The following is a 25,454-nucleotide window of genomic DNA, read 5'->3' as shown; positions in this document are numbered from 1 at the left end:
GCACTTACGCCTCCTTCTTGGTCGAAGCAACAGAGCTGGTAGCGGCCACGGGCGCAGCACCCGCAGCACCGCCCGCAGCATCAAAGCGGGCAACATCAGCAGCGTCGGCGCGACCGGTCACGATGTCAAACGCCAACTCCTCGCCCTGCGCATGTGTCTTGCCGGCAGCCTCGCTCGCAGCGACAATCGCCAGCACACGCTCGTACTCGGTCGGAATGACCTTCACAAAGTGCTTGCTCATCGTCTCAAAGCTGTAGAGCAGCTTGATGCCGCGCGGGCTCTGCGTCGCGTCCACGTGCTCCTGGATGAGCTCGCGAATCTGCGCCAGCTCGCCGGCAGTCGGGGCCTTGAGCTCAACGCTCTCGTGGTTCACGCGGGCATCGAGCGTGCCGTACTGGTCAAAGACATAAGCCACGCCACCCGTCATGCCGGCAGCGAAGTTCTGCCCGACCTCGCCCAGGATGAGCGCCAGGCCACCCGTCATGTACTCGCAACCGTGGTTGCCGCAACCCTCGACCACCACGGTGGCACCGGAGTTGCGTACGCCAAAGCGCTGGCCGGCCAGGCCGTTGATGAAGCCACGGCCGCTCGTGGCGCCAAAGAACGCAACGTTGCCCACGATGATGTTTTCGTCGAACTTATAGGTCGCATGCGGGTTGGGGCGCACCGACACCTCGCCGCCCGAAAGGCCCTTGCCAAAGTAGTCGTTGGCGTCGCCGCACACGTTGAGCGTAATGCCGCGCGGCAGGAAGGCGCCAAAGCTCTGACCGGCCGATCCATCGCAATCGATGGTGATGGAGCCGGCGGGCAGGCCCTCGGGATGTGCCTTGGTCACCGCGTTACCCAGGATGGTGCCCACGCAACGGTTGACGTTGGCGATGTCGGCATGGAAGCGAATCGGACGCAGGTGCGCACGGGCATCGGCCGTATAGGGCACGAACAACGTGGAGTCGAGCGTCTTGTCGAGCTCGCTGTCGGCAGCCATCTGCGGCAGGAAGTGGCGACCGTCGGCACCCGGGATATGGGCACCGAACTCGCAGGTCGCGCTTGCCAGCACGGGCGACAGATCGAGCAGGTTGGCCTTGCGGTTGCCCGGGACCTCGATCTGGCGCAAGCACTCGGGGTGGCCGACCATCTCGTCGACGGTGCGGAAGCCCAGGCTCGCCATGACCTCGCGCAGCTGCTCGGCAACAAAGAGCATAAAGTGCTCGACGTGCTCGGGCTTGCCGCGGAAGCCGCGACGCAGGCGGCAGTTTTGCGTAGCGATGCCGGCCGGGCAGGTGTCCTGCTGGCAGTCGCGCTGCATGAGGCAACCCATGGAGATGAGCGGCATGGTCGCAAAGCCAAACTCCTCGGCGCCCAGCAAGCAGGCGACGGCAACATCGGTGCCGTCCATAAGCTTGCCGTCGGCCTCGATCACCACGCGTGAGCGCAGCCCGTTTTGCAGCAGCGTCTGCTGGGCCTCGGCGAGGCCAAGCTCCAGCGGCAGTCCCGCATGCCAAATGGAGTCGCGCTCAGCGGCACCCGAGCCGCCATTGTGGCCGCTGATCAAGATCTTGTCGGCAGCGCCCTTGGCAACGCCGGTGGCGATGGTGCCGACGCCGGCCTCGCTGACCAGCTTGACCGACACGCGTGCGCCGGGGTTGGCGTTCTTAAGATCGAAGATCAGCTCTGCCAGGTCCTCGATAGAGTAAATATCGTGATGCGGCGGAGGCGAGATCAGGCCGATGCCGGGCGTGGACTGGCGGACCTCGGCGATCCAGGGGTAGACCTTCTTGCCGGGGAGGTGTCCGCCCTCGCCGGGTTTGGCGCCCTGGGCCATCTTGATCTGAATCTCGAAGGCACTGCACAGGTAGCGACTCGTCACGCCAAAGCGCGCACTTGCTACCTGCTTGATGGCGGAGTTCTTGGAATCACCGTTGGCCAGCGGGGTCTCGCGACGCGGATCCTCACCACCCTCGCCCGAGTTGGAGCGTCCATGCAGGCGGTTCATGGCGATGGCCATGCACTCATGCGCCTCTTTGCTGATGGAGCCATACGACATGGCGCCGGTGTTAAAGCGGCGGACGATGTTGAGCGCGGGCTCCACCTCGTCGAGCGAAACCGGCGTGCGGCCGCTGGCATTAAAGTCGAGCAAGTCGCGCAGGCGCACGGCACGGCCGGTGCGGTGCAGGCGGGCGCTGTACTCCTTAAAGGTGTCGTAGCTGTCCTCACGGCAGGCGGTCTGCAGCAAGTAGACAGTCTGCGGATCGATGAGGTGATCCTCGCCGCCGAGCGGGCGCCACTTGGTCAGACCCAGCGTGGGCAGCTGATCGGGAGCCGGGCTCTTAAGGATAGCGAGCGCGGCGTCGTAGCGCTCGTTTTGCTCGCGCTCAACGTCCTCGACACCCATACCGCCCACACGGCTCACCGTGCCGGCGAAGTACGCGTTGACGAACTCCGGCGTAAAGCCCACGGCCTCGAAGATCTGCGCCGAATGGTAGCTCTGTACCGTGGAGATGCCCATCTTGGACATGATGGAGACGATGCCGGCGGTCGCAGCCTTGTTGTAGTTGGCGATGCCCTGCTCGGCCGTCACGTCCAGGTCGCCGTGTGCCGCCAGATCGCGGATGCACGCATGCGCGTTATACGGATAGATGCCGCTCGCGGAGTAGCCCACCAGCGCCGCAAAGTCGTGCGGGGACACGGCGTCGCCGCACTCCACCACGATATCGGCAAAGGTGCGCACGCCGGCACGGATCAGATGGTTGTGCACGCAACCCACGGCGAGCAGCGACGGCACGGGGACCTCGCCCGCAGCGGCGCGATCGCTCAGCACCACGATGTTCACGCCATCGCGCACCGCAGCCTCAACGTCCTCTGCAAGCTGCTTGAGCGCAGCCTGCAGCGCACCCTCGCCGGCATTGCGGCGGTACACGGCACGAAAACGGCGGGTCTTAAAGCCCACGCGGTCGATGGCGCAAATGCGGTCAAACTCCTCCTTGCTCAGCAGCGGTCGCTCCAAGCGAACCAGCTGGCAGGCCGTACGGGAGTCCTCGAGCAGGTTACCGTGGTTGCCCAGGTAGAGCGTGGTCGAAGTCACCATGTGCTCGCGCAGGGCGTCGATCGGCGGGTTTGTGACCTGAGCGAACAGCTGATAGAAATAGTCGTAGAACGAGCGCGTCTTTTTGGACAGGCAGGCCAGCGGCGCATCGATGCCCATCGAGGCGAGCGGGGCCTTGCCCTGCTGGGCCATAGGGCGCACGACCTCGTCGACATCATCCCAGTGATAGCCGAGCTTGGCCATGCGCACGGCGGCGGGCACCTCGGCATCCTCGGCGGGCGCGGAGGGCTCATCGAGCGCGTCGACGGTCAGTGTCTCCTCGGCAATCCAGTCGCGGTAGGGCTTCTCCTTGGCATAGCGGGCGCGCAGCTCGTCGTTGTAGATCACGCGGCCGCGGGCAAAATCGACCTCGAGCATCTGGCCCGGTCCCAGGCAGCCGCTCGTCAGGATGTTCTCGGGGCTCACCTCGATGGTGCCCACCTCGCTTGCCAGCATAAAGCGGCCATCGCGCGTCACGTAGTAGCGGGCGGGGCGCAAGCCGTTGCGGTCGAGGGCGGCACCCAGGGTACGGCCGTCGGTAAAGGCGATGGCCGCCGGGCCGTCCCAGGGCTCCATGAGCATGGACTGGTAAGCGTCGTAGGCGCGGCGCTCCTCACTCAGGCTATCGTTGTGGTCCCACGGCTCGGGCAGCAACATGGACGCGGCACGCGTGAGCGGGCGACCGTTCATGACCAAGAATTCGAGCACGTTGTCCAGAATCGCGGAGTCGGAACCCTCGCGGTTGATGATGGGCATCACGCGCTCAAGATCGTGCTGCAGCACGGGGCTGTACAGGTTGGGTTCGCGGGCGCGAATCCAGTTGACGTTGCCCTTGAGGGTGTTGATCTCGCCGTTATGGATGATAAAGCGGTTGGGGTGCGCACGCTCCCAGCTGGGCGTGGTGTTGGTGGAGTAGCGCGAGTGGACGAGCGCCACGGCCGTTTTGACGGCGGCGTCGTTGAGGTCGATGAAGAAGCGGCGCATCTGTGTGGCGACCAGCATGCCCTTGTACACGATGGTGCGCGAGCTCATGGAGCACACGTAGAAGATCTTGTCTCGCAGGGCAAACTCGGCATCGGCCTTCTTTTCGATGGTGCGGCGGCACACGTACAGGCGACGCTCAAAGGCATCGCCGGCGGGCGTGTCGTCCGGACGGCCCAGGAAGGCCTGCAGGATAGTGGGCATGCAGGCGCGGGCCGTCTCGCCCAGGTCGTGCGGGTCGACGGGCACCTCGCGCCAAAAGAGCAGCGGCACGCCGGCCTCGGCACAGCCCTCCTCAAACACGCGGCGGGCATCCTCTACGCCCTTGTCGTCCTGCGGGAAGAACAGCATGGCCACGCCATAGTCGCCCTCTGCCGGCAGAATCTGACCGCACTTTTGAGCCTCTTTACGGAAAAAGTGATGCGGAACCTGGAACAGGATGCCAGCGCCATCGCCGGTATTCTTCTCGAGTCCCGTGCCGCCGCGGTGCTCCAAGTTGACCAGAATGGACAGCGCATCGTCCAGAATCTGGTGATGGCGCTCACCGTTGATATCGGCAAGCGCGCCGATGCCACATGCATCATGGTCGAATTCGGGGCGATAAAGGCCCTGCTGCTGAGCGGAATCTGCCTGCATCGCGATCCTCCCCTAGTTATTTAGACAGTCAGTTGAATAGGCATACTAGGAGCATCGCCGGCCCGTTGTGTTTCCCACCCGTTTCGAAACAATCGCGTAACGCACGCCCTACGAGCGGACACCGCCGACCTCAAGGGCGACAACATAGGCCCCAAGTTCGGCCTGTTAGCTCACCACTTCAAACATCTCAATCTGTAACAGGAAGGCCCAATTACGACGACTAACTGTTACAGATTGAGATGTTTTCGAGAGACAGTTCCGAATGTCTCGATCTGTAACACAAAGGGCCGGTTTTGGCGGCAAACTGTTACAGATCGAGACATTCCATAGGACCATTTCTTCCTGTCTCGATCTGTAACACCTAGGCCCAATTTCCATCCCTCGTTGTTACAGATCGAGACATTTCGGCAGCCCCCTTTCACCATCCCATTCAAATACAACAATTTTGTTAGTCTTGCTTAACTTTTAAGCTTAAAACGGGTATCCTTTGCGGCGTCAAGCAAACGGCACGCACACCGTGCCAGATCAAGGAGGCCCCTATGGCGCACCAAGCAGACCAGCAGACGATGCAACTTGTCCTTATCCGTCACGGAGAATCCGAGTGGAACAAACTCAACCTGTTCACCGGCTGGACCGACGTAGAACTCACCGACACGGGCCGCGAAGAAGCCGCAGCAGGCGGTCGAGCCCTCAAAGAAGCCGGTTTCGACTTTGACGTCTGCTACACCTCGCGTCTCAAGCGCGCAATTCACACCCTCGACATCGTGCTCGGCCAAATGGATCGCGAGTGGTTGCCCGTCATCAAATCCTGGAAGCTCAACGAGCGCCACTACGGAGCGTTGCAGGGTCTCAACAAGGCCAATGCCGCGGCGGAGCACGGCGACGAGCAGGTGCTCATCTGGCGCCGCTCCTTCGATGTCTGCCCGCCGGCGCTCGAGCCGGACGACGCGCGCGATCCCCACACCCAGGAGCAATACCGTGATGTCGCGCCCGATCAGCTGCCCTATACCGAGTGCCTCAAGGACACGATCTCCCGCGCCTGGCCTTATTTCGAAGACGAGATTCGCCCCCAGATGCTCGCCGGCAAGCGCGTACTCATCGCCGCACACGGCAACTCCCTGCGCTCACTCGTCATGAAGCTCGAGCACCTCACGCCCGAGGAGATCCTCAAGGTCAACATCCCCACCGGCGTGCCGCTCGTCTACACCTTCGACACCGATTTCAACGTCCTCGACAAGCGCTACATCGGCGACCCGGCGACCATCGCCGCCAAGATCGACGCCGTGGCCAATCAGGGCAAAGCACACAAGTAGCCCCAACCCAAAACCGACGCGTGGCGCCGCACGGCCCAGATGCGACGTCACGCCGCCCATACACAGGAGCGCACCATGCTCAACCATCTCAAACAACACTTTGGTTCCCGGCGCACCGGCGGTCACGGAGGCCTAGACATTGCGCGGCATATCGGCCCCGGGCTGCTCGTGACCGTCGGCTTTATCGACCCGGGCAACTGGGCCTCCAATATGGCCGCGGGCTCGCAGTTTGGCTACGCGCTGCTGTGGATCGTCACGCTGTCCACGATTATGCTCATTGTGCTGCAGCACAACGCGGCGCACCTGGGTATCGCCACGGGCGCCTGCCTTGCCGAGGCCACGACACGTTACCTCCCCCGCTTCGTTGGACGCACGGTACTCGCCAGTGCCTATCTCGCGACTGTCGCCACCGCCATGGCCGAAGTCCTGGGTGGCGCGATTGCCCTTCAAATGCTCTTTGGGCTGCCCGTGCGCGCGGGCTGCGTCATCGTGGCGGCAGTATCGATGGCGATGCTCATGACGAGCTCTTACAAGCGCGCCGAACGCTGGATCATCGCCTTCGTAGGCGTGGTAGGACTCTCGTTTTTGGCCGAGCTTGCACTAGTCAAGGTCGACTGGCCGCAAGCCGCCGCAAGCTGGATCACGCCCAGTATGCCCACTGGCTCTGCCGCGATTATCGTGAGTGTCCTGGGTGCGGTCGTTATGCCACACAACCTTTTTCTGCACTCCGAGGTCATCCAATCCATGCACTTCGAAGGCCAAGGCGAGCAGGTTATCGAAGAGCGTCTGCGCTACGAGCTCTTCGACACGCTCTTTTCGATGGGCGTGGGCTGGGCAATCAACTCGGCCATGGTCATCCTGGCCGCAACGACCTTCTTTGCGCACGGCATGGTCGTAGACGACCTCGCCGTCGCAGCGGCCACGCTCTCCCCCATTCTGGGCCCGGCGAGCTCGACCATCTTTGCGGTAGCGCTGCTGTTCGCGGGACTATCGAGCAGCGTGACAGCGGGCATGGCGGCGGGGACCATCACTGCGGGCATGTTCGACGAGGAATACGATATCCACGACCGACATTCCTCGATCGGGGTGGCGGCCTGTTTCGTCGGCGCAGTGACGGCGTGCCTGGTCGTCCCAAATCCTTTTGAAGGTCTCATCTGGAGTCAGGCACTGCTGTCGCTTCAGCTACCGATTACGGTCTTTGTGCTCATACGGCTCACCAGTTCACCCCGCGTTATGGGCAAATACGCCAATTCGCGCCCGCTCAACGCGCTGCTCGTAGGGATTGGTGCCATCGTGACGATTCTCGATGTCGTGTTGCTAACGGGGATGTAATGAGACGGGGCACCTACCCAGGCAAACGTCTCGATCTGTAACATCTAGACCCGCTTTTGATGTCTAGATGTTACAGATCGAGATCATTCCGAGGGACAGCTCCGTTTATCTCAATCTGTAACAAGTGGACCCAATTTCCACCGTTAGATGTTACAGATTGAGATCTTCTTCCGGACGGTTTTGGTTTGTCTCGATATGTAACAAGTGGGCCCAATTTCCACCGTTAGACGTTACAGATTAAGACAAAAGGTCGGCCGGACTCACAACAGACAGGATCGGCCAACAGCAACCGTGATCCCTTAGGGGCGGAGGAAAAGGGCCCCGGCCGAGAATTCGACCGGGGCCCTTGGACAGAGCTATGTGTTGCCGTGAGCCGCGTGCCGACGAGCTACTCCTCGACGAGCTCAAACTGATCGGGACCGACGCCGCACACCGGGCACACATAATCCTCGGGCAGCTCGGGCGTATCGACCTCAACCTCGTAACCGCAAACGACGCACACGAACTTATACGTCTTCTTCTCCTCAGCCATGATGTTCTCCTCTCAAACGCGACTGGTGATGTACTTCATTTATCAGTATAGATTCTCAATAATATAATGCAAGTATTTTTAAAACATTTCTAGCCTTGATACGAGGACGCCTTCGGAGGCGTCTTGCCCTTCAGGACCTTATGGTAGTAATCGTAGGTGAGCGGCGTCTCGTCACTCAAGCGCTCGGCATCCTCGACCTCGCCGATAAACAGTAGATGCGTGCCAACATCCACAGTGTCGATCAAATGGCAGCTAAACAGGGCCGCCGCGTGCTCGGGCACATAGGGCATGCCCAGAGCCGTCTCGCGGGTCTCGTATTTGGCAAACTTGTCATAATCGCTGCTAGTGCGGAACCCAAAGTTACCGATGTAGAGCATATCGGCGGTCTGATCGATCACGGTCAGCGCGAACGCTTTGGCCGAAGCGATGACGCCCGAGGTGACGTTGTCCTTGTTCACGGCAACCGAAATGCGCGGCGGCATGGACGTCACCTGCACCGCTGTGTTGATGACGCAGCCGGCGCGCAGCCCGTCTGCCGCGGCGCTCACCACGTACAGGCCGCTCGGCATGGTAAAGAACGCAGTTTTGTCCATAACGATCACTCCCCTAGCTCGGGTTGGAACCTCATGGATGTATGTACCCACAAAAAAGGCAGCGCCCATAGCGGACGCTGCCTTTGAAACATATGTGTCAGAACAGTAAGAAAGATGAGACGCCCGCAGTTGCGGTGAAATAAGGACTGAATAGCCCCTCAAACAGGCAAAACAGTCCGTATTCCACCGCAACTTATACAGAACGCCTAGCGATTGCGCTCCTTGAGGGCGCGGTCGATCTCGCGCTGGACATCGCGCTTGGCCATATCCTCGCGCTTGTCGTAAAGCTTCTTGCCGCGGCCTAGGCCCAGCAGCAGCTTTACGCGGCCGTCGGTATTAAAGTAGAGCTCCAGCGGCACCAGCGCATAGCCGCGGTTGCGAAGTTTGCCGTCAAGAAAGTCGATCTCCTTGCGGTGCAGCAGCAGACGGCGCCGACGGTCGGGATCGCGATTCCACACGCCACCATGGCTATAAGGGTGGATATGCAGGCCGACGAGCCAGCACTCCCCACCACGAATCAGTGCGAAGGTATCGGTAATCTGGCACGCGCGCTCGCGAATCGACTTGACCTCGGTACCGCTCAGCTCAATACCGCACTCAAACGTCTCATCGATAAAGTACTCGTGATGTGCCGAGCGATTCTTGGAAATGAGCTTGCGCTCGCGCTTACTGAGCATCGCCGGCCTCCTTGGCGCCATCGGCGTTTGAACCCGCAGCCTCGCGCTTTGCCCTGCGCTCGGCATTAAGCTCGGCATCGCTCTCGCGCACCAGCTTGATAATCGCCGCGCATGCCTCCTCGCCCACCAGGTCGCGGGCACGGACCGTCAGACGCGTAGCCTCCTGCTTGTCGCCGTCGCTTGCAGCATCGGTCGCGCACATGATCAGGCAGATGGCGATCTCGGCCGAAGGCGAGGTCGGCACGCCCTGCAGGGCGAGCTCACCCATCACATGGTCGTCACTCTCGTCCGCGGCATCCGGATAGGTGGTATGGATCTTGTTGAGCAGGCGCGTCGTATGCGCATCATTGGGCGCCAGGCGCAGCGCCAGACGCGCGCAGCCCACGGCTGCCGAAATGTTCTCGGTCTCGGGCTCCAAGAAGTACTGACCCAAGTTGGTGTAGGCACGTGCGGCGCACTTACCGTCGCTCGCGCGCTCCAGCACCGAGAACGAGAGCGATGCCCACTCCTGCTTGTCCTCGAGCGCGCGGAACAGCTCGGCCAAGTCCAAGCGATAGTTGCAGTTCATGGGATCCCAACGCACGGCCTGCATCAGGGCATTCCGAGCACTCACATAATCCTGCTGGCGAATGTAGGCAAACGCCATGTCGGAGTACAGGCGGTCAAAGGGAACCTCGACCTGCACCAGCTCGCGCGGATCCTTCTCCACGCGGCGATAGGCCAGGCGCTCAAACTTGCTGTCGAAGCTAAAGTACTGGCGCTTCTCCTCCGTCTTGCATTCAGCGTCGATATACTCCTCGGCAAGCTCCACCAGACGCTCCAGCAGCGGCGTCGCCGTAGCCAGGTCGCCCTGCGCCAGATAGTTCTCGGCATACGTGATGTCTTCCAAGCTGATAGGCAGGTCCATGACAACTCCTCGGTCCGGGCGGCAGACTCAACGCGCGCCTTAAATATCGGTCAATACACAAAACCCGGGTCTCTTACGAGGCCCGGGCGTTCAATTTTGGTAGCCCGTACCAGATTCGAACTGGTGATCTCCGCCTTGAGAGGGCGGCGTCCTAAACCGCTAGACGAACGGGCCATATGTAGCAAATGCAATGGCTGGGATGGAGGGAGTCGAACCCCCATTGACGGAACCAGAATCCGCTGTCCTGCCATTAGACGACATCCCAATGACTGCATCGCTGCGCTCGGCTGTGCCTTTGCGCAAGAAAGAAATATACGGGAAGTCCGGCCGTGACGCAAGCCCCAATTTTGACTTTTTTGAAATTCAGTCAAATACGGCCAACACGTGAAGGACCTGTGAAGTCGACCGCTGCACACGAAGGGCAAAACGCCGCGAGCGGTAGCCGTCAACCGTTGGCAGATTCTACCGCGAAAACGATAGCACCAGGCAACACAATCGAAGTATCAATGATCACGTAGATATCGAGGCGCCATGGACGAAGAGCTTGATTACCTATGGGAGACCCTGGGCCTCGAGATCACTGCTGACCTTTGGCCCGAACGGGACAAAATCCATCCCACTCTGCGCCCCGCCATCACGGTGATGCAGGCAAAATACCGCCGTGCATCCTTTTTGATCATGCGGATGTCATGGCACGCGGGACTCCCCGACCTTAAGCGAATCCAGGCAAGCCTCGTCGAGCTGTCCGGTATGCCGACCGTCATATCCGAGGCGCACCTGGAGCAGCGCCAGCGCGAGCGACTGCAACAGCAGCGGATCCCCTTTATCTGCCCCGGCGTTCAGGCATATCTGCCCTTTATGGACGAGGAGTACTGGAGCGGCAAGCCCAACAAGCACGTAAAGGTCTACGATCCGCACGAATGGGCGCAGTTGGAGGACTGACTGGGGCAAGCCTGCCGGCGGAAAGTGCGTCCCAGATTTCAAGCTCAAACCGGTCCCCACTTTCCCATCGAGCCCTCAACCGGAAACCGTATCCCGTAATCGAAGCTCAAAACGGGTCGCACTTTCCGCAGCCGCTACAGCAACGCCTCGACCCAAGCCGATTCCCTAAAGCCGGGAATCGCAAAGTCGTCGCCCACCAACAGCGGACGCTTGACCAGCATGCCGTCGGTCGCCAGCAGCTCGTAGCACTCCCGATCCGTCATGCCCGCATCTAGACGCGCCTTCAGGCCCAGCTCTCGATATTTCATGCCCGACGAATTAAAGAAGCGCCGCACCGGCAGTCCCGAACGAGCAATCCAGGTCGCAAGCTCATCAGCCGTGGGATTGTCCAAAACGATATCGCGGTCGATATACTCTACCCCGTGTTCGTCCAGCCATGCCTTGGCCTTCTTACAGGTCGAGCACTTGGGATATTCAACAAACAGTACGGTCATGGAAATCCTCCGAATATAGATCGGTCAACGCAGACACACGCCACACGAGGCGCCTTCGCATGATGGGCCAATTGTAGCCCACGGGTCACACGCTAAACGAACCGTACCCCGAATCCGCGTTTGATGAACGGCAGCAGCTCCATTGCCTCGGGCGTGATATGACCCGCAACGTTCATGCGCTCGTCACCGGGAAGATCGACCCGCGCAATCTCAAGCTCGCCTTCGTAGCGCCCATAGCCGCTATTGCTCACAGCGATCGACCCCGTCTTTCGTGACAGGCCGGCACCGGCATCCATCGGCACGGAATCCGGCTTAAGCGTCGTACGCGACTCCTGAGACCTAAAGATGAGGGTGCTCGAATCGGGTCGGTCGTGATGAATCTGCCCACGTACATAGGCATAACCGGGCTCAAGCTCGCATTGCAGGTCCACGTATCCGGTGGAAACATGAGCAAACTGCGTCCAGCCCGCATCGGAAAGATCGGGGTCGCCGACCAACACAATGTCGCAATCGGCGCCATGTGCAAGCTCAAGCATATTGAGAGCAACCTTTGACGCGCGACCGCGCTGCGCCTCGACCGTCGGCAGTCCCTCGAATACCGGCCCGCGAACGTTAGCATCACCCGGCACAAAAGCCATGATTTCGAATCCAAGCGCCGCAAGACGAAGATTCACCCGAGCAATGTCCTCCAGAGCTAAACCGGTATAAGGCTTGGGGTAAAAATTGTGGCAGGCGGCAAAACGAGTCACATCGGCACCGGCCTCACGCCACGATGTGATTTCATCAGAACTCACCGTCGATGCATTGACCACAATGCGAAATACACCGGACAGCTCCGCGACCCGCCGGGCGCTAAAGCCATAGTCCAAACGAAGGTATTCCAACCCCAGATCGCGCAGGTCCTCGATGCGCTCAAGCCCGAGCAAATCGCACGTGCGCGGCCCCACATCGGCAATGAGCGCAATGCCGCGGGCGGAAAGCAGCGACAGCACATGACGGACCTTATCGGCATACGCCGCTCCCCCATCCTCGGGAATATGCAGCGAGGTGAACGCATAGCGCGCACCCGCCGCGGCACCGTGTTCAATCGTCCGCTCAATATCCTGCAGAGGGCTGGAAAGATAAATCGAAATACCCGTTTTCACGCTTCAACACTCCTTTAAAAAAGGCCGGCGGAGCAGTTAGCCCCGCCGGCACAACCATAGCATCAAGAAATCTGCCGCGCGCCGCGAGCCCTAAGCAACACGGCTCGCGATATCAAACTACTCGCCAAAGAACTCGTTGATCTTCTGCTCGTCGACGCCAAAGAACCACGTCAGGACAAAGCCGGCGGCATAGGCAAGCAGCATAGCGGCAACGTAACCGAGCTGCTGGCCAGGAACGACGATCAGCAGGCCAAACAGACCGGAAACGCCCTGAGAAACCGTGCCGATGTGAAGCAGCGCCGCGAGCGCGCCGCCAAATCCGGCACCCAGGCAGGCCGTCACAAACGGACGAACGAGCGGCAGCGTAACAGCATACATCAGAGGCTCGCCCACACCCAGGATTCCAACGGGAATGGACTCTGCGACGTACTTCTTGAGCTTGGCGTTCTTGGTCTTAAAGTACAGCGCCAGACCGGCACCGACCTGGCCGCCGCCAGCCATCATAAGGATGGGGAGCAGGTAATTGATGCCCTTGGTAGCGCCGTCGGGATCGTTGAGCATAGCGTGGATCGGCGTGAGCGCCTGATGCAGGCCGACGGAAACCAGCGGCAAGAAGCCTGCCGACAGGATATAGCCGCCCAGGACGCCCAGCTTCTCGAAAATAAAGGTCAAAACGCTAAAGATGGCAGTCGTCAGCCATGCGCCAACCGGCTGGATGACGAGCATCAGAGCAAAGGCGCCGATGATGAGCACCAGCAGCGGGGACAAAAACGTGTCGAGTGCGTTGGGCATAACCTTGCGAATCTGACGCTCCATCCAGGCAAAAAATGCGCCAGCGATAAGAGCCGCGATCATGCCGCCCGCTGCGGGGTTGTACTGCGCATTGGTGAGCGGCAGCAGAATGGCAGTGGCAGGATCAGCCGCGCCAGGCGCAAGCAGGGGCATGGCACTGTTGGCGATACACATCATGCCGGCGATGCCGCCCAGCGCAGCGGAGCCGCCAAACTCACGTGCCGCGTTATAGCCCACCAAGATGGGCAGATAGGCAAACAGGGCCCAGCCCATGGAACGAATGCCCTGGTACCACCACTCGCCTGCAAGCGCGCCTGCCGTCGAGACGTTAATGACGTTGCAGATACCGTTGATGAGGCCAGCCGCAATGATGCCGGGAAGCAGGGCGACGAAGACATTGGAAATCTTCTTGAGGAAGGCCTGAACCGGCTTGGACTCGTACTTTGCCTTCTGCGCGGCCTTGTTTGTGGCCGCAGCGTCAACCACGCTCTCGTCGGCAACGCCTTTCGCAAGGCCGGTGAGCTTGGAGAACTCCTCGAGCACCTTATTCACCTTGCCCGGCCCCAGCACGATCTGCATCGTGTCGTCCTCGACCAAGCCCATCACGCCGTCGAGTGCCTTAATACCCTCCGTGTCGACGCTGCCCGTGTCTTTGACGGTCACGCGCAGGCGCGTCATGCACGCCGCGTTTGCCAACACGTTGTCTTTACCGCCCAAAAGGTCCAGCAGCTTTTGAGCCAGCTCTTTGTTCGTCATAACTCCTCCTTGTATTGGGTATCTCGTCTGGATGTCATATCAGCTCACGCCGCGCACCTATTGGGCATCGGCATTGCTCTTCTCATGGCCACTCACCGCAGCACGGACATGGCCTCTCGCTCGCTCAAGAGCTACCGCAGCCTGCTCGGCATCGCAGCCCAGCAGTACCGAGACAATAGCGGTTTTTACGTGGCCGCCGGCATCTGCAAGCGCCTGAATAGCGCGCTCGCGCGTGCAGCCGGTCGCCTCCATCACGATGTTCTGGCCGCGCACCACCAACTTCTCGTTCGTCTGCTGCACATCGACCATCAGGTTTTGGTATACCTTGCCGATCTTGACCATGGCACCGGTCGAAATCATGTTGAGAATGAGCTTTTGAACCGTTCCCGCCTTGAGCCTCGTTGAGCCGGTCAGCACCTCGGGACCGGGCACGGGTTCAATGGCAAGATCTGCGCTCTCCCCGATCTTCGACCCTTGGTTGCAGGCAATTGCAATGGTCTTGCACCCAGTTGCCTTGGCGTACACAAGGCCGCCCACCACATAGGGAGTACGACCGCTTGCCGCCAGGCCAACGACAAGATCCTTGTCCGAGAGTCCACGCTCCCGCAGGTCGCTCGCGCCAAGCTCCTCGCTGTCTTCGGCACCTTCGACAGCCTTGATAAACGCCGTCTCGCCTCCGGCAATGAGCCCGACAATCAGATCGGGTGACACGCCAAACGTGGGCGGACACTCCGAAGCGTCGAGTACGCCCAGACGACCGCTGGTGCCTGCGCCCATGTAAAAGACGCGCCCGCCGCGCTCGAGTGCCTCAGCAGCCCAGTCGATTGCTGTGGCAACCTGGGGCAGCACTTTTGTGACCGACTGGACGGCACGAAGATCCTCATCGTTCATCGTCGTAACGATTTGCAGCGATGTCATCGTATCGAGGTCCATAGACCTTTGATTACGCTTTTCGGTCGTGAATTTTGTTAAATCGAGCATTTCATTCACCTCATCTTTCCTGTTTCTCGATGTAGTTTTGCTTAATGACATGCGTCGCCCGTTCGTAGTCGCTGGCAACGTAAGCAGCGTACAGGGCATCGACAACCATAAGCTGGGCCATACGCGAAGCCATGGCACCGCTGCGGACCAAGGGCTCACTCGCAGCGACGCCGAGCACGGCATCGGCCATGGTGGCAAGCTTGGATGATCCATCTACTTTGGTCACGGCCACAACGGGACAGTTGTGACGTTGGGCCTCGGCGGTGCAGTCCAGCACCTCTTGCGTCAAGCCCGAGTAGCTAAAGGCGATTGCCATATCGCCCTCATGCATGTTCTTGGCACACAAGAGCTGATCATGCCAGTCGTCGTACAGATGGCACTCTTTGTCGACACGCATGAGCTTTTGCGCCAGATCGTGCGCGACCAAACGAGAGGCACCGATACCGAACAGATTGACTGCGCGTGCCCGCTTAAGATAGGCCGCGCATCGCTCCAAGACGGTGTAATCGAGCGTTCGCGCCGTCGCTTCGATCGTGCGCACGTTGCTTTTCATCACCTTCCCCACGATACGTTCGACGCTGTCATCCATGGAGATGTCCTCGAGGGCTACGTCTTTCTTGTCACCTAAGAGCGCCAGCTCGGCAATCAGTTCGCGCTGGAACTCCTTGTAGCCCGCAAAACCCAAACGCTTGCAAAAGCGCAAAATGCTCGAGGGCGAGGAGAACGTGGCATCGGCAAGACCGCGGACGGACAGCCCGACCACCTCGTGCGGATGATCGCTCACATATGCGATGACATTGCGTTCCGCCGGGCTCGCGCTGAGCTCACGCTCGCGAAGCCGCAAAAGCAATCCGTTTGCCATCTCAAACACCTCCGTTGAGAAGAATTAAAGACCAACGAATGATTCGTACCGGATACAAACAGCTTTTACGGTACATTGTGCCGCATCGTGGCGCACAAAGGGCGAGCGTTCTACCGCTCGCCCCTCAAATCCGACCGCTCGGAAATACGCGCGACACAAAATAATTCAACAAGGTCGCATGATCAGAAACGGGTTTGTTACCGGCTAGCGCCTCGCATGGGCGCCGATCGGCCGAGTCGCATAGCGCACCAACGCCGCTGCCAGCAATACCAACAGCATCGCGGTAACATAGCCCGCAGCATCGAATCCTAAATCGATAACGTCGAAATGCCTGCCGGGAACAAAGATCTTATGTACCTGATCGCCAACGGAGCAGACGGCGCAAAAGAGCAACACGGGCACGCAACGGGAGCATACGCTCCACGGACGCCTGGAAAAGCAAACCACGACCACCGAGGCGAACAATCCGACGAAGAAAAACTCTACGGTATGGGCAACGCGACGGACGTTCGCGCCCACCCACATGCGAATGGAAGCAAGTCGGCCAGACCGGACATTCGAAGCAGCCGAATCGGTGCCCCCGGTCATCCCGTTCTCGGTCTGAGCTTCACCCGTGGCATCGGCAGCCTGTACGCCCGTAGCCTGACCCTCCACCACACGCGCGGTGGACTCGCTCAGCAACGACGTCTGCACCGCGTTTTGCTCCGTCAGCACCCAGATGCCCGCCAGCGTTGCGACGAACAGAGCGATCGCGGTCCATCCGATTATTTGTTTTACGCGTGCCAAAGGCCAACCTCCGTTTTTTGAATATCAGCGAGTGTAGTCCAAAATGGCATCGTCACCGTATCAAAATTTGAATCGCAACAGGAAGCAACAAAGCGACGCAAACTCCTACCCCGCCTCGCGCATCCAGCGATCGAACGTCCCCACGCACACGCCCAGGCACTTTGCTGCCTGGCTGCGGGTAATATCGCCTGCCTCATAGCTATCGCGCACCAGCTCAAACTGAGGAGGGCACGGCTTGCGAGGTCGACCGAAACGAACCCCTCGCGCCCGCGCCGCTGCAATTCCCTCCGCCTGGCGCCGATGGATATTCTCGCGCTCCACCTGCGCCACGTAGCTCAGCAGTTGCAGCACAATATCGGCAATCAGGATGTTGGTCACATCCGGCGTGCCGCTGGCCCTGGCGCGCGTGTCAAGCAATGGCATGTCCAACACCACAATGGCAACCCCGAGCTCCTTGGTAATGCGTCGCCATTCCTCAAGAATCTCGGAGTAATTACGACCAAGTCGGTCGATAGAAAGCACCACTAGCACGTCCCCGTCTCCCAGGACGTGCAGCAGCTCGCGATAACGCGGTCGATCGAAGTCCTTGCCGCTCGCATGGTCGGCATAAATATTCGCCGAGCCCACGCCATAGGCGCCCAGCGCATCCAGCTGCCGATTAAGATTCTGATCGCGCGAACTCACCCGCGCATAACCATACACCGTCGCCATCTCATCCCCGCTTTCTTGTAAACCTGCCAAAAAGGGACAGGTTTATTTTGGTAGGTTTTACCTCTCCAATAGCAGGCAAGCAGGCGGCCGAGCAGACGGCAAGATAGCCACGATTCAAATGCGAAGGGCGGTCCCGAAAGGCCGCTCTCCGCCCCCACACCATGAGTCGGAATTTGGCTAATGGATAAGCTTAAAGTCCAAGTGCCCGCGCGTGGTATTGACGCGTGAGACCTCGATGATCACACGCTGCCCCAGTTCATAGCGGGTCCCCGTGTCGACACCTGTGAGCGTGAGCGCGTCCTCGTCAAACTCGAACCACTCGTTGCCCAGGCTCTTGATCGAAACCAAGCCTTCGACCTGTGTCAGGTCCAAGCGTACGAACAGGCCCATACTGCTGACCCATGAGACCGTTCCGGCATAGCGCTCGCCCAGGCGATCCTCATAGTACTGGGCAATCTTGATCTTTTGCGTCGCATGGCTAGCGGCATCTGCCGCGCGCTCGGCATCGCTGCATGCGCGGCAGATCTGCGGCAGAATGCGCGGCAGCGACTCGCGCCCCTTGCCGATCAGCCGCGGCGTACGGACCAGGGCGTCCTTGCCGCCGAGCTGCTCATAGGCCAACTGCAGTTTGAGCACGCGGTGCACCACCAGATCGGGGTAGCGACGGATGGGACTCGTAAAGTGACAGTAGCACGGCGCGGCGAGCGCAAAGTGGCCCTCGTTGCGCGGCTTGTACAGTGCGCGCTGCATGCTGCGCAGAAGCAGCGTGTTGACGAGCGGTGCGTTGGCCGTACCGGCGGCAGCATCAACTGCAGCCTGTAGCTCATCGGGACTCCCCAGGGCGATACCGGCAGCACGGCGATCGTCGATGATGCCTAGCTGCGCCAGCGCAACGGCGGCACCGTGCAGGCTATCGGGGCTCGGATCCTCATGCACGCGATAGCAGGCCTCGATATCACGGTCTGCCAGCCACTCTGCAACGCACTCGTTGGCGAGTAGCATGGCTTCCTCGATAAGCGACGTGGCACACGAACGCTCGCGCGCCACAATCTGCACGGGTACTCCGTCCTCATCCAATAGAGCGCGAATCTCGGCCGTGTCAAAATCGACTGAGCCGCGGGCACGACGAATACGACGGCGAAGTTCGGCGAGTTCGTTGGCGGCGACAAGGAAATCGCCGAGGTCGACGTTATAGCCGCGAGCAGTTTCCTCGCACGCAAGACCGCGCTCAAGCGCCTCCTCGCGCGAGGCCTCAGCAGCCGCAACATCCTCAGCGGCGCCTTCCAGCACCGAATACTCAACCGCGCCGGCACGCACCAGCAGCGCCTCGGCGCCGTCATAGTCCATACGCACACGCGAGCGAATCACGCTGGGGTAAGGATCGTAATGCCGCACGCGACCCTGCGCATCGAGCTCAATGTCAACGGTAAACGCAAGACGGTCCTCGTCAGGGCGAAGCGAGCATAGGTCACAGGACAGGCGTTCGGGCAGCATGGGAAGCACGCGATCGGCCAGATACACCGATGTCGTACGATGGCGAGCCTCAAGATCGATATGCCCGTCCCAAGCCACATAGTGAGAAACGTCAGCGATATGCACACCCAGCTTGTAGCCACCCTCGGGCGTGCGCTCAAGCGAAATGGCATCGTCAAAGTCGCGCGCGTCGACCGGGTCGATCGTGATGACAAAGCGGTCGCGCAGATCGCGGCGGAGCGGGTCCTTAAGCGCCGCGGACACATCGAGCGAAAGCCCCTCGGCCTCGTCCAGCGCGGCCTCGGGATAGCTATCGGTATAGCCGTAACGCGCCATCACGTATTGAACGCCCAAATCGGGCGCGTCATCTCCGCCAATGCGGCGTTCGATCGTCACGGTGCCCGATTCCAGGCGCGTCGGGTAGGTCAAAATGCGCGCGACAACGGCATCACCCGGGTGGACGCCCAGACGATCCGCCGAGGCATCCTCGGACAGAATGAAGAAGTCGGCCTTCAGGCGCGAATCGAGCGGCTCGATCACACCGAGCGGACCAGCGGTCTGGTACGTACCCACCACGCTTATGGCTGCGCGCTCAACCACGCCTTCGATCACGGCGCGCCGCTCACCGTGCGGGCTGTTCTTAATGCTCACGGCAACGGTATCGCCATCCATGATCTCGCGCTTACCGCGGCCCATAACCTTGTAGTCGCCGCTCTCGGTTATGACATAGGCGCCATGCTCATGGAGCTGCACGCGCCCGGTCAGGCTCAGACGGCGTTCGCTGCGCACCGGCCCACGCTTATTGCGAGCACCGCGCTTATGCTTGTTATTGCGCCCCATGGCGCCTCCTTGCTATCGATGACGAACTCCAAAGAGTCTACCCAAATGATTCGCTTTCCTGCCGTCCCCTAGAGATCAAAAAACGGGCCGCCCCATAAGAGACGACCCGTTGGAAGGGATGAATTCCAGGCATGCCTACACGCGCAGGTAGCGGCGCATGGCTATGGCAGAACCAAAGAGACCGATAATCACACCGACCAGAATCAGCGCAGCATAGGTCACCAGGTAGTACTGCATCGGCAGGGCAAACGACATCCAGCCGATGCTCTCCTGCAAACGCGGAATCATCAGATTGCGCAGCAGCTCCAGAACGCCGATGGAAAGCAGCGAGCCCAAAATGGCCTGCAGTACGCCCTCGGTGATAAACGGGCCGCGAATGAAGCCGTTGCTGGCGCCGACCAGACGCATAATCGCAATCTCACGACGACGCGCCGTGATGGACAGGCGAATCGTGTTGTTGATGAAGATGAATGCGATAAAGGTCAAAAGGCCAACGAGCACCACGGCGGCGATGCGGATGTAGTTGGTCACCTGGAACAGGCGGCTCACTTCCTCTTGGCCGTACAGCACGCTCGCGTTGACGTCGCCGTCATCCGCGATCTTCTGGAAGTCGGCGTTCTTCTTGAGCTTCTGGGCCGTGCTCTCGACCTTGGACGGATCGTCCATCTCAATTGCAAACGAAGCCGGCAGCGGGTTCTGGCCATCGAGCGCGCTCATGGTGGCGTCGGCGTTGCCCGACATCTTGCTCGTATACTCGGCCAGCGCGTCGTCCTTGTCCTTGTACGTCACGGACTTGACGTTGCTCCACGTCTTGAGCTCAGCCTCAAAGGCCTGAACATCTGCCTGGTCGGCGTCATCGCTAATAAAGGCGTTGATGACGACCTGATCCTCGACGGTGCCGATCACGGAGTTCAGCATCGCGGAGCCCATGATGAACAGGCCGATGATAAACAGCGAAAGGAAGATCGTGATGACGGCGCCGAGCGAGGTAGTCCAGTTACGGAAGAAGTGACTGATTGCCTCTTTGAAGGAGTAGCCCACGTTAGTTGGTGCCATAGTTGCCGTAACCTCCCCTCTCCTGGTCGCGGATAACGTGGCCGCCCTCGAGGGCGATCACGCGACGGTGCATGCTATCGACCATCTCGCGGTCGTGCGTGGCGACGATCACGGTGGTGCCGGTGCGGTTAATACGCTCGAGCAGCTTCATGATGCCCAGCGAGATCGCCGGGTCGAGGTTACCCGTGGGCTCGTCGCAGATCAGCAGCGGCGGACGGTTGACCATAGCGCGGGCGACGGCGACGCGCTGCTGCTCGCCACCGGAAAGCTGGTCGGGCAGCGAGTCCATCTGATCGGCCAGACCGACCAGACGCAGCACCTCCGGCACCTGGCTGCGAATGACGCCCTTGGGCTTGCCGATGCACTGCAGGGCAAACGCCACGTTTTCGTAGGCGGTCTTTTGCGGCAGAAGCTTAAAGTCCTGGAACACGGCGCCAATCTGGCGGCGCAGGAACGGAACCTTGCGGTTCTTGATCTTCATGAGGTCCTGACCGGCAACCAAGATGCGGCCGCTCGTCGGCTTGACGTCGCGGTTGAGCGTCGACAGCAGCGTGGTCTTACCCGAGCCGGAATGACCGACCAGGAAGACGAACTCGCCCGGATAGATCTCGATGTTGATGTCGTCGAGTGCAGGCTTGTTGGGCTGTGCCGGATAGATCTTGGTGACATGCTCCATAAGGATGACGGGCTCGACACCGGCCTGCTTGGCCATCTTCTTGCGGTTGGCTTGCGGATCGATGGGCGCAAACACCGACGTAAAATCGGGGTTGTTGAGCGCGTTATCGAGGCTTGCGACCTCGGCGGCCTGATCGCTCTCGACCACCGAGGCAGCAGGCTGCGTGGGATCGGGAATAGCGGCAAAGAGACCGGACTGCGCAGGCTGAGGAACCGGCGTCGCAGGGGCCATGGGGTCGGGAATGCCGGCCATGGTAGGCTGCGGCGTGGCGGCGCCAGCCTGAGGCTGCTCCACGCGAGCGGTCACGGCCTGAACGGGCTCAAAACCCGCCGTGCCGGAAAGCGCGACATCGCTGGTGGGATTGTAGGCAAAGGGATCGGATGCCGGCTGTGCCTGATCTGCCGGCTGAGCGGGGGCCTGAGCAACAGGCTGGCCCTCTGAATCCGGAGTGGCGAAACGACTGCCCTGGACGCCCGTCTGCGTCTTGGGGGCATCATCGCCCGCACCGGAGGTACGGAAGTGGTTACCCACTGGTGCTCCTTATCGTCGTGCGTTTAAACTACATGAGCGCTTAGTATTTTAGCAGCATTAGCTTTGCTGCACATAAGAAGCATGGCGGGCTTTGGGATCCCACCGGCCGGGCGCAGGGTTACCTCCCAAATCGTCCTCGCGCATGGCCGGCATTTGTCCTGCTCCTGCGGAGCTGCGGACAAACGCCGGCCTGCGCTGCGGAAAGATTTGGGAGGTAACCCTGCGCCCGGTCTGCGGCTACTATGGGGCCGACGCACCAACTTGAGATGCTGCGCATACAAAGTTGGAAGGGTCTGAATTGCACTTTGTTGGGATGGGCCCGTTTCCCCATGGGAACTTTGCTTGGCAGGACTCTAATTTAAATTCAACAAAAACAGGGGCGCCCTCTTTGGGGATGCCCCTGTTCTGGCTTGGATGTGGTTGTTGAGACGATACTTTGCCTCGTCTTGCCTTATGCCAAGAACTCCTTGGTGGTCGCCACGATGTTGGCGGCGTCCAGGCCGTACTTGTGCAGGAGCTCGGCACCCGGGCCGGACTCGCCGAAGGTGTCGTTGACGCCAATCTTCTTGAGCGGCGTCGGGCACTGCTCACACAGGACGTCGGCAACGGCGCTGCCCAGGCCACCGATCACAGAGTGCTCCTCGACGGTCACGACGTGGCCGGTCTTGGTGGCGCTCTTGACGATCAGGTCGGCATCGATGGGCTTGATGGTGTGCATGTTGATGACCTCGGCGTCGATGCCCTCGGCAGCGAGCTGCTCGGCGGCCTCGAGAGCCTCGCCGACCATCAGGCCGCAGGCGATGATGGTCGCATCGGCGCCCTCGCGCATGACAATGCCCTTACCCAACTCGAACTTGTAGGTCTCGGGGTCGTTGATAACCGGCGAGGCCAAACGGGCGAAGCGCATGTACACCGGACCGTCGCACTCGTAGGCGGCGCGCGTCACGGCGCGGGCCTCCACGTCGTCGGCGGGAACAATTACGGTCATGCCGGGGATGACGCGCATGAGGGCGATATCCTCGCAGCACTGGTGCGTGGCGCCGTCCTCGCCCACCGAGATGCCGGCGTGCGTGGCACCGATCTTAACGTTGAGGTGCGGGTAGCCGATGGAGTTGCGGACCTGCTCAAAGGCGCGACCGGCAGCGAACATGGCAAAGGTACTCGCGAAGGCAACACGACCAGTGGTCGCGATACCGGCGGCGACGCCCATCAGGTTGCTCTCGGCGATACCCACGTCGAAGAAGCGGTCGGGGCAAGCGGCCTTAAACTTACCGGTCTGCGTGGCGGCGGCCAGGTCGGCGTCGAGGACCACAAAGTCATCGTGCTCGTTGGCGAGCTCGACGAGGGCCTCGCCGTAGCTTACACGCGTGGCGATTTTCTTGACGTCTGCCATCCTAGAGCTCCTCTCCGGCGGCCGTGAGCTCTGCCATGGCCTGCTCAAACTGTTCATCGTTGGGGGCCTTGCCGTGCCAACCAACCTGGTTCTCCATAAAGGACACGCCCTTGCCCTTTGTGGTCTCGGCGATAATGGCGGTCGGCTGCCCCTTGGTGGCGCGAGCCTCGGCAAAGGCGGCGCGGATCTGGTCGAAGTCGTTGCCGTCGGTGAGCTCAACCACGTGGAACTTGAAGGCGCGGAACTTGTCGGCGAGCGGCATGGGGTCGTTGACCTCCTCGACGGGGCCGTCGATCTGCAGGCCATTGTGGTCGACGATCACGCAGAGGTTGTCAAGCTGCTGGTTGCCGGCAAACATGGCAGCCTCCCAAACCTGGCCCTCCTCGCTCTCGCCGTCGCCCAGCAGGGCGTAGGTGCGATAGCCGTCGCCCCAGTGCTTGGCGGCAACGGCCATGCCCACGGCGGCGGAGATGCCCTGGCCGAGCGAACCGGTGGACATATCGACGCCCGGGGTGTCGTTCATGTTGGGGTGACCTTGCAGGTGGCTGCCGATGTGGCGCAGCGTCTCGAGATCCTCCTTGGGGAAGAATCCGCGCTCGGCGAGCACGGCGTACAGACCAGGCGCGCAATGACCCTTGGAAAGCACGAAGCGATCGCGGTCGGCCTTGCGGGGGTCGGCCGGGTCGACGTTCATTTCCTCAAAGTACAGATAGGTCATGATGTCGGCAGCGCCGAGCGAACCGCCCGGATGGCCGGACTTGGCAGCGTGCACGCCGGTGACGATGCCCTTCCTTACCTCGTTGGCAACCTTTTTGAGCTCTTCGTCGCTCATTGTGCCTTCCTTTCATCCTCTTAAGACAAGATGCGCACGGCACGGAAAGGTAGTCCCAACACAGCCGCGATGCACGTACGTCATTCATTATGCTGGAAACTGATGGCTTTACCAGACTTTTTATCATTATTTGAGCAATTTAGCAGGCAGTCCCGCAGATGAAACGGTTTATCAATGTGAACGTCTTTTGGATGGAACGCAGTCGGCCCTACGCGTTAATGTCCTTGAATCCCTCACCGAAAGCTTCCGTAACGTCGGCGACCGTCACAATGGCGTGAGGATCGCGCTCGCGCACGATCGTTTTGAGGGTGTTGAGCTCGCGGCGGCTCACAATGACCATGATCACCGGCTTCTCGGCGCCCGAGTACATGCCGGTCGCCTTAAACTTGGTGCAGCCGCGACCCAGGCCATACATAATATCGGCAGCGATATCAGGGAACTTGTCCGAGATGATGAGTACCATACGGCGCCTGTTGCCGCCGTCGACCACGGCATCGATCACGTAGCCGCTAATGACCATCGAAAGGCCCGCATACAGCGCGTTTTCGACCGAGAAGACCGGGGCCGACAGCGCGCACACGGCAACGTCGATCGCCATGACGGTGGAGCCCACCGGTAGTGACGTATTGCGCGAGATAATCTGACCGATGGTGTCAGAGCCGCCAGTGTTGGCACCGGCGCGTAGCACCATGCCGTAGCCAATGCCCGTGATAATGCCGCCCCACATAGCGGGCAGCATCAGGTCGGCATGTGCCAGCGGCGCCACAAACGGAGCGAACAGGTCGGTGAAGAAGCCCAGCAGCACAAAGCCCGTCGCCGTCTGGACCACGTAGAACATGCCCCCCTCGCGCATAACGACCAGCAGCAGCAAGGCATTCATCACGATGGTTTGAATACCGACAGGCAGCGAGATGCCATGCGAGGCGCCGACCGCCTGGATAATCGTGGCGAGACCCGTAACGCCGCCGGCAGCAAGACCGTTGGGAATCAAAAACAGATCCGTCGCGATAGCTGCCAGGGCGCAGCCAAACATGATCTTGGGCAAGTCATGAAAGAAGTTCAGCGAAAGAATGCGCTTGATGTCCAGACGATATGCCATGCTGCCTCCCTCAAAAAAGCGCACCCAAACGA

The 25,454-nt window shown here is 60.5% G+C and carries 21 protein-coding genes and 2 tRNA genes; 3 read left to right on the top strand and 20 right to left on the bottom strand.

What is annotated here, in order from left to right; genetic code table 11:
- Positions 1-4: 4 nt before the first annotated feature.
- A complete protein-coding gene (gene gltB, locus DXD24_RS08615) occupies positions 5-4,699 on the bottom strand; it encodes a glutamate synthase large subunit (RefSeq protein ID WP_117564216.1) in 4,695 nt (1,564 codons plus the stop codon).
- A 566-nt stretch (positions 4,700-5,265) separates the two neighbouring features.
- Here gltB and gpmA point away from each other — a divergent pair.
- Positions 5,266-6,012: a 2,3-diphosphoglycerate-dependent phosphoglycerate mutase gene (gene gpmA, locus DXD24_RS08610; RefSeq protein WP_199407896.1), complete on the top strand. Its 747-nt coding sequence runs from the start codon at positions 5,266-5,268 to the stop codon at positions 6,010-6,012.
- Between the two features lie 75 nt (positions 6,013-6,087).
- Positions 6,088-7,344, top strand: coding sequence for an Nramp family divalent metal transporter (locus DXD24_RS08605; protein ID WP_117564214.1), 1,257 nt, complete (start codon positions 6,088-6,090; stop codon positions 7,342-7,344).
- A 388-nt stretch (positions 7,345-7,732) separates the two neighbouring features.
- Here the strand turns inward: DXD24_RS08605 and DXD24_RS08600 are convergent, their stop codons facing one another.
- The 6 genes from DXD24_RS08600 to DXD24_RS08575 all read right to left on the bottom strand — a co-directional run bounded on the left by DXD24_RS08600 (position 7,733) and on the right by DXD24_RS08575 (position 10,318).
- Positions 7,733-7,876 (bottom strand): rubredoxin-like domain-containing protein, encoded by a 144-nt coding sequence (locus DXD24_RS08600; RefSeq protein ID WP_055251878.1) that lies wholly within the window; start codon positions 7,874-7,876, stop codon positions 7,733-7,735.
- Between the two features lie 89 nt (positions 7,877-7,965).
- Positions 7,966-8,469, bottom strand: coding sequence for a flavin reductase family protein (locus DXD24_RS08595; protein WP_055251877.1), 504 nt, complete (start codon positions 8,467-8,469; stop codon positions 7,966-7,968).
- A gap of 206 nt (positions 8,470-8,675) precedes the next feature.
- The gene (gene smpB, locus DXD24_RS08590; protein ID WP_117564213.1) at positions 8,676-9,146 is read right to left on the bottom strand and encodes an SsrA-binding protein SmpB; all 471 of its coding nucleotides are present in this window, start codon (positions 9,144-9,146) and stop codon (positions 8,676-8,678) included.
- Entirely contained in the window at positions 9,136-10,053 is a 918-nt protein-coding gene (locus tag DXD24_RS08585) for a hypothetical protein (protein WP_117564212.1), read from the bottom strand. The genes smpB and DXD24_RS08585 overlap by 11 nt, the downstream gene beginning before the upstream one ends.
- A 97-nt stretch (positions 10,054-10,150) precedes the next feature.
- A tRNA-Glu gene (locus DXD24_RS08580) sits at positions 10,151-10,227 on the bottom strand.
- Between the two features lie 17 nt (positions 10,228-10,244).
- Positions 10,245-10,318, bottom strand: a tRNA-Gln gene (locus DXD24_RS08575).
- 266 nt (positions 10,319-10,584) lie between these two features.
- Here DXD24_RS08575 and DXD24_RS08570 point away from each other — a divergent pair.
- Complete coding sequence (locus DXD24_RS08570) at positions 10,585-10,995, top strand: hypothetical protein (protein WP_117564211.1); 411 nt, start codon at positions 10,585-10,587, stop codon at positions 10,993-10,995.
- A gap of 134 nt (positions 10,996-11,129) precedes the next feature.
- Here DXD24_RS08570 and DXD24_RS08565 read toward each other — a convergent pair whose 3' ends face one another.
- From DXD24_RS08565 to DXD24_RS08505, 13 genes are all read right to left on the bottom strand, one after another.
- The gene (locus DXD24_RS08565) at positions 11,130-11,489 is read right to left on the bottom strand and encodes an arsenate reductase family protein (protein WP_117564210.1); all 360 of its coding nucleotides are present in this window, start codon (positions 11,487-11,489) and stop codon (positions 11,130-11,132) included.
- Between the two features lie 92 nt (positions 11,490-11,581).
- Positions 11,582-12,634, bottom strand: a complete 1,053-nt coding sequence (locus DXD24_RS08560; RefSeq protein WP_117564209.1) for a MupG family TIM beta-alpha barrel fold protein — start codon at positions 12,632-12,634, stop codon at positions 11,582-11,584.
- A 117-nt stretch (positions 12,635-12,751) separates the two neighbouring features.
- Positions 12,752-14,182, bottom strand: coding sequence for a PTS transporter subunit EIIC (locus DXD24_RS08555; protein WP_117634809.1), 1,431 nt, complete (start codon positions 14,180-14,182; stop codon positions 12,752-12,754).
- 57 nt (positions 14,183-14,239) lie between these two features.
- Positions 14,240-15,163, bottom strand: coding sequence for an N-acetylmuramic acid 6-phosphate etherase (gene murQ / locus DXD24_RS08550; RefSeq protein WP_117564207.1), 924 nt, complete (start codon positions 15,161-15,163; stop codon positions 14,240-14,242).
- Between the two features lie 10 nt (positions 15,164-15,173).
- Complete coding sequence (locus DXD24_RS08545; RefSeq protein ID WP_117564206.1) at positions 15,174-16,025, bottom strand: MurR/RpiR family transcriptional regulator; 852 nt, start codon at positions 16,023-16,025, stop codon at positions 15,174-15,176.
- Between the two features lie 204 nt (positions 16,026-16,229).
- Complete coding sequence (locus tag DXD24_RS08540; protein WP_117564205.1) at positions 16,230-16,811, bottom strand: VanZ family protein; 582 nt, start codon at positions 16,809-16,811, stop codon at positions 16,230-16,232.
- 105 nt (positions 16,812-16,916) lie between these two features.
- A complete protein-coding gene (locus DXD24_RS08535; RefSeq protein ID WP_117564204.1) occupies positions 16,917-17,522 on the bottom strand; it encodes a recombinase family protein in 606 nt (201 codons plus the stop codon).
- 177 nt (positions 17,523-17,699) lie between these two features.
- A complete protein-coding gene (locus tag DXD24_RS08530; RefSeq protein ID WP_117564203.1) occupies positions 17,700-19,835 on the bottom strand; it encodes a ribonuclease R family protein in 2,136 nt (711 codons plus the stop codon).
- A gap of 135 nt (positions 19,836-19,970) precedes the next feature.
- Positions 19,971-20,891 (bottom strand): permease-like cell division protein FtsX, encoded by a 921-nt coding sequence (ftsX, locus tag DXD24_RS08525; RefSeq protein WP_099432018.1) that lies wholly within the window; start codon positions 20,889-20,891, stop codon positions 19,971-19,973.
- Positions 20,878-22,098 (bottom strand): cell division ATP-binding protein FtsE, encoded by a 1,221-nt coding sequence (gene ftsE, locus DXD24_RS08520; protein WP_117646545.1) that lies wholly within the window; start codon positions 22,096-22,098, stop codon positions 20,878-20,880. Before ftsE ends, ftsX begins: the two co-directional genes overlap by 14 nt.
- 451 nt (positions 22,099-22,549) lie before the next feature.
- A complete protein-coding gene (locus tag DXD24_RS08515; protein ID WP_117564201.1) occupies positions 22,550-23,491 on the bottom strand; it encodes a transketolase family protein in 942 nt (313 codons plus the stop codon).
- A 1-nt stretch (position 23,492) separates the two neighbouring features.
- Positions 23,493-24,323, bottom strand: coding sequence for a transketolase (locus DXD24_RS08510; RefSeq protein ID WP_117646544.1), 831 nt, complete (start codon positions 24,321-24,323; stop codon positions 23,493-23,495).
- 208 nt (positions 24,324-24,531) lie between these two features.
- A complete protein-coding gene (locus DXD24_RS08505) occupies positions 24,532-25,422 on the bottom strand; it encodes a YitT family protein (protein WP_117646543.1) in 891 nt (296 codons plus the stop codon).
- Positions 25,423-25,454: the final 32 nt, after the last annotated feature.

Source organism: Collinsella sp. TF12-2AT (genome assembly GCF_003436735.1).
Classification (GTDB): domain Bacteria; phylum Actinomycetota; class Coriobacteriia; order Coriobacteriales; family Coriobacteriaceae; genus Collinsella.
The sequence above is the reverse complement of the archived record's forward strand: the minus strand, read 5'-3'. Positions and strand labels throughout refer to the sequence as shown.

Coding starts and splice junctions, on each gene's coding strand:
- gltB (WP_117564216.1), bottom strand. CDS start 4,699: ATGCAGGCAGATTCCGCTCAGCAGCAGGGCCTTTATCGCCCCGAATTC.
- gpmA (WP_199407896.1), top strand. CDS start 5,266: ATGCAACTTGTCCTTATCCGTCACGGAGAATCCGAGTGGAACAAACTC.
- DXD24_RS08605 (WP_117564214.1), top strand. CDS start 6,088: ATGCTCAACCATCTCAAACAACACTTTGGTTCCCGGCGCACCGGCGGT.
- DXD24_RS08600 (WP_055251878.1), bottom strand. CDS start 7,876: ATGGCTGAGGAGAAGAAGACGTATAAGTTCGTGTGCGTCGTTTGCGGT.
- DXD24_RS08595 (WP_055251877.1), bottom strand. CDS start 8,469: ATGGACAAAACTGCGTTCTTTACCATGCCGAGCGGCCTGTACGTGGTG.
- smpB (WP_117564213.1), bottom strand. CDS start 9,146: ATGCTCAGTAAGCGCGAGCGCAAGCTCATTTCCAAGAATCGCTCGGCA.
- DXD24_RS08585 (WP_117564212.1), bottom strand. CDS start 10,053: ATGGACCTGCCTATCAGCTTGGAAGACATCACGTATGCCGAGAACTAT.
- DXD24_RS08570 (WP_117564211.1), top strand. CDS start 10,585: ATGGACGAAGAGCTTGATTACCTATGGGAGACCCTGGGCCTCGAGATC.
- DXD24_RS08565 (WP_117564210.1), bottom strand. CDS start 11,489: ATGACCGTACTGTTTGTTGAATATCCCAAGTGCTCGACCTGTAAGAAG.
- DXD24_RS08555 (WP_117634809.1), bottom strand. CDS start 14,182: ATGACGAACAAAGAGCTGGCTCAAAAGCTGCTGGACCTTTTGGGCGGT.
- murQ (WP_117564207.1), bottom strand. CDS start 15,163: ATGCTCGATTTAACAAAATTCACGACCGAAAAGCGTAATCAAAGGTCT.
- DXD24_RS08545 (WP_117564206.1), bottom strand. CDS start 16,025: ATGGCAAACGGATTGCTTTTGCGGCTTCGCGAGCGTGAGCTCAGCGCG.
- DXD24_RS08535 (WP_117564204.1), bottom strand. CDS start 17,522: ATGGCGACGGTGTATGGTTATGCGCGGGTGAGTTCGCGCGATCAGAAT.
- DXD24_RS08530 (WP_117564203.1), bottom strand. CDS start 19,835: ATGGGGCGCAATAACAAGCATAAGCGCGGTGCTCGCAATAAGCGTGGG.
- ftsX (WP_099432018.1), bottom strand. CDS start 20,891: ATGGCACCAACTAACGTGGGCTACTCCTTCAAAGAGGCAATCAGTCAC.
- DXD24_RS08515 (WP_117564201.1), bottom strand. CDS start 23,491: ATGGCAGACGTCAAGAAAATCGCCACGCGTGTAAGCTACGGCGAGGCC.
- DXD24_RS08510 (WP_117646544.1), bottom strand. CDS start 24,323: ATGAGCGACGAAGAGCTCAAAAAGGTTGCCAACGAGGTAAGGAAGGGC.
- DXD24_RS08505 (WP_117646543.1), bottom strand. CDS start 25,422: ATGGCATATCGTCTGGACATCAAGCGCATTCTTTCGCTGAACTTCTTT.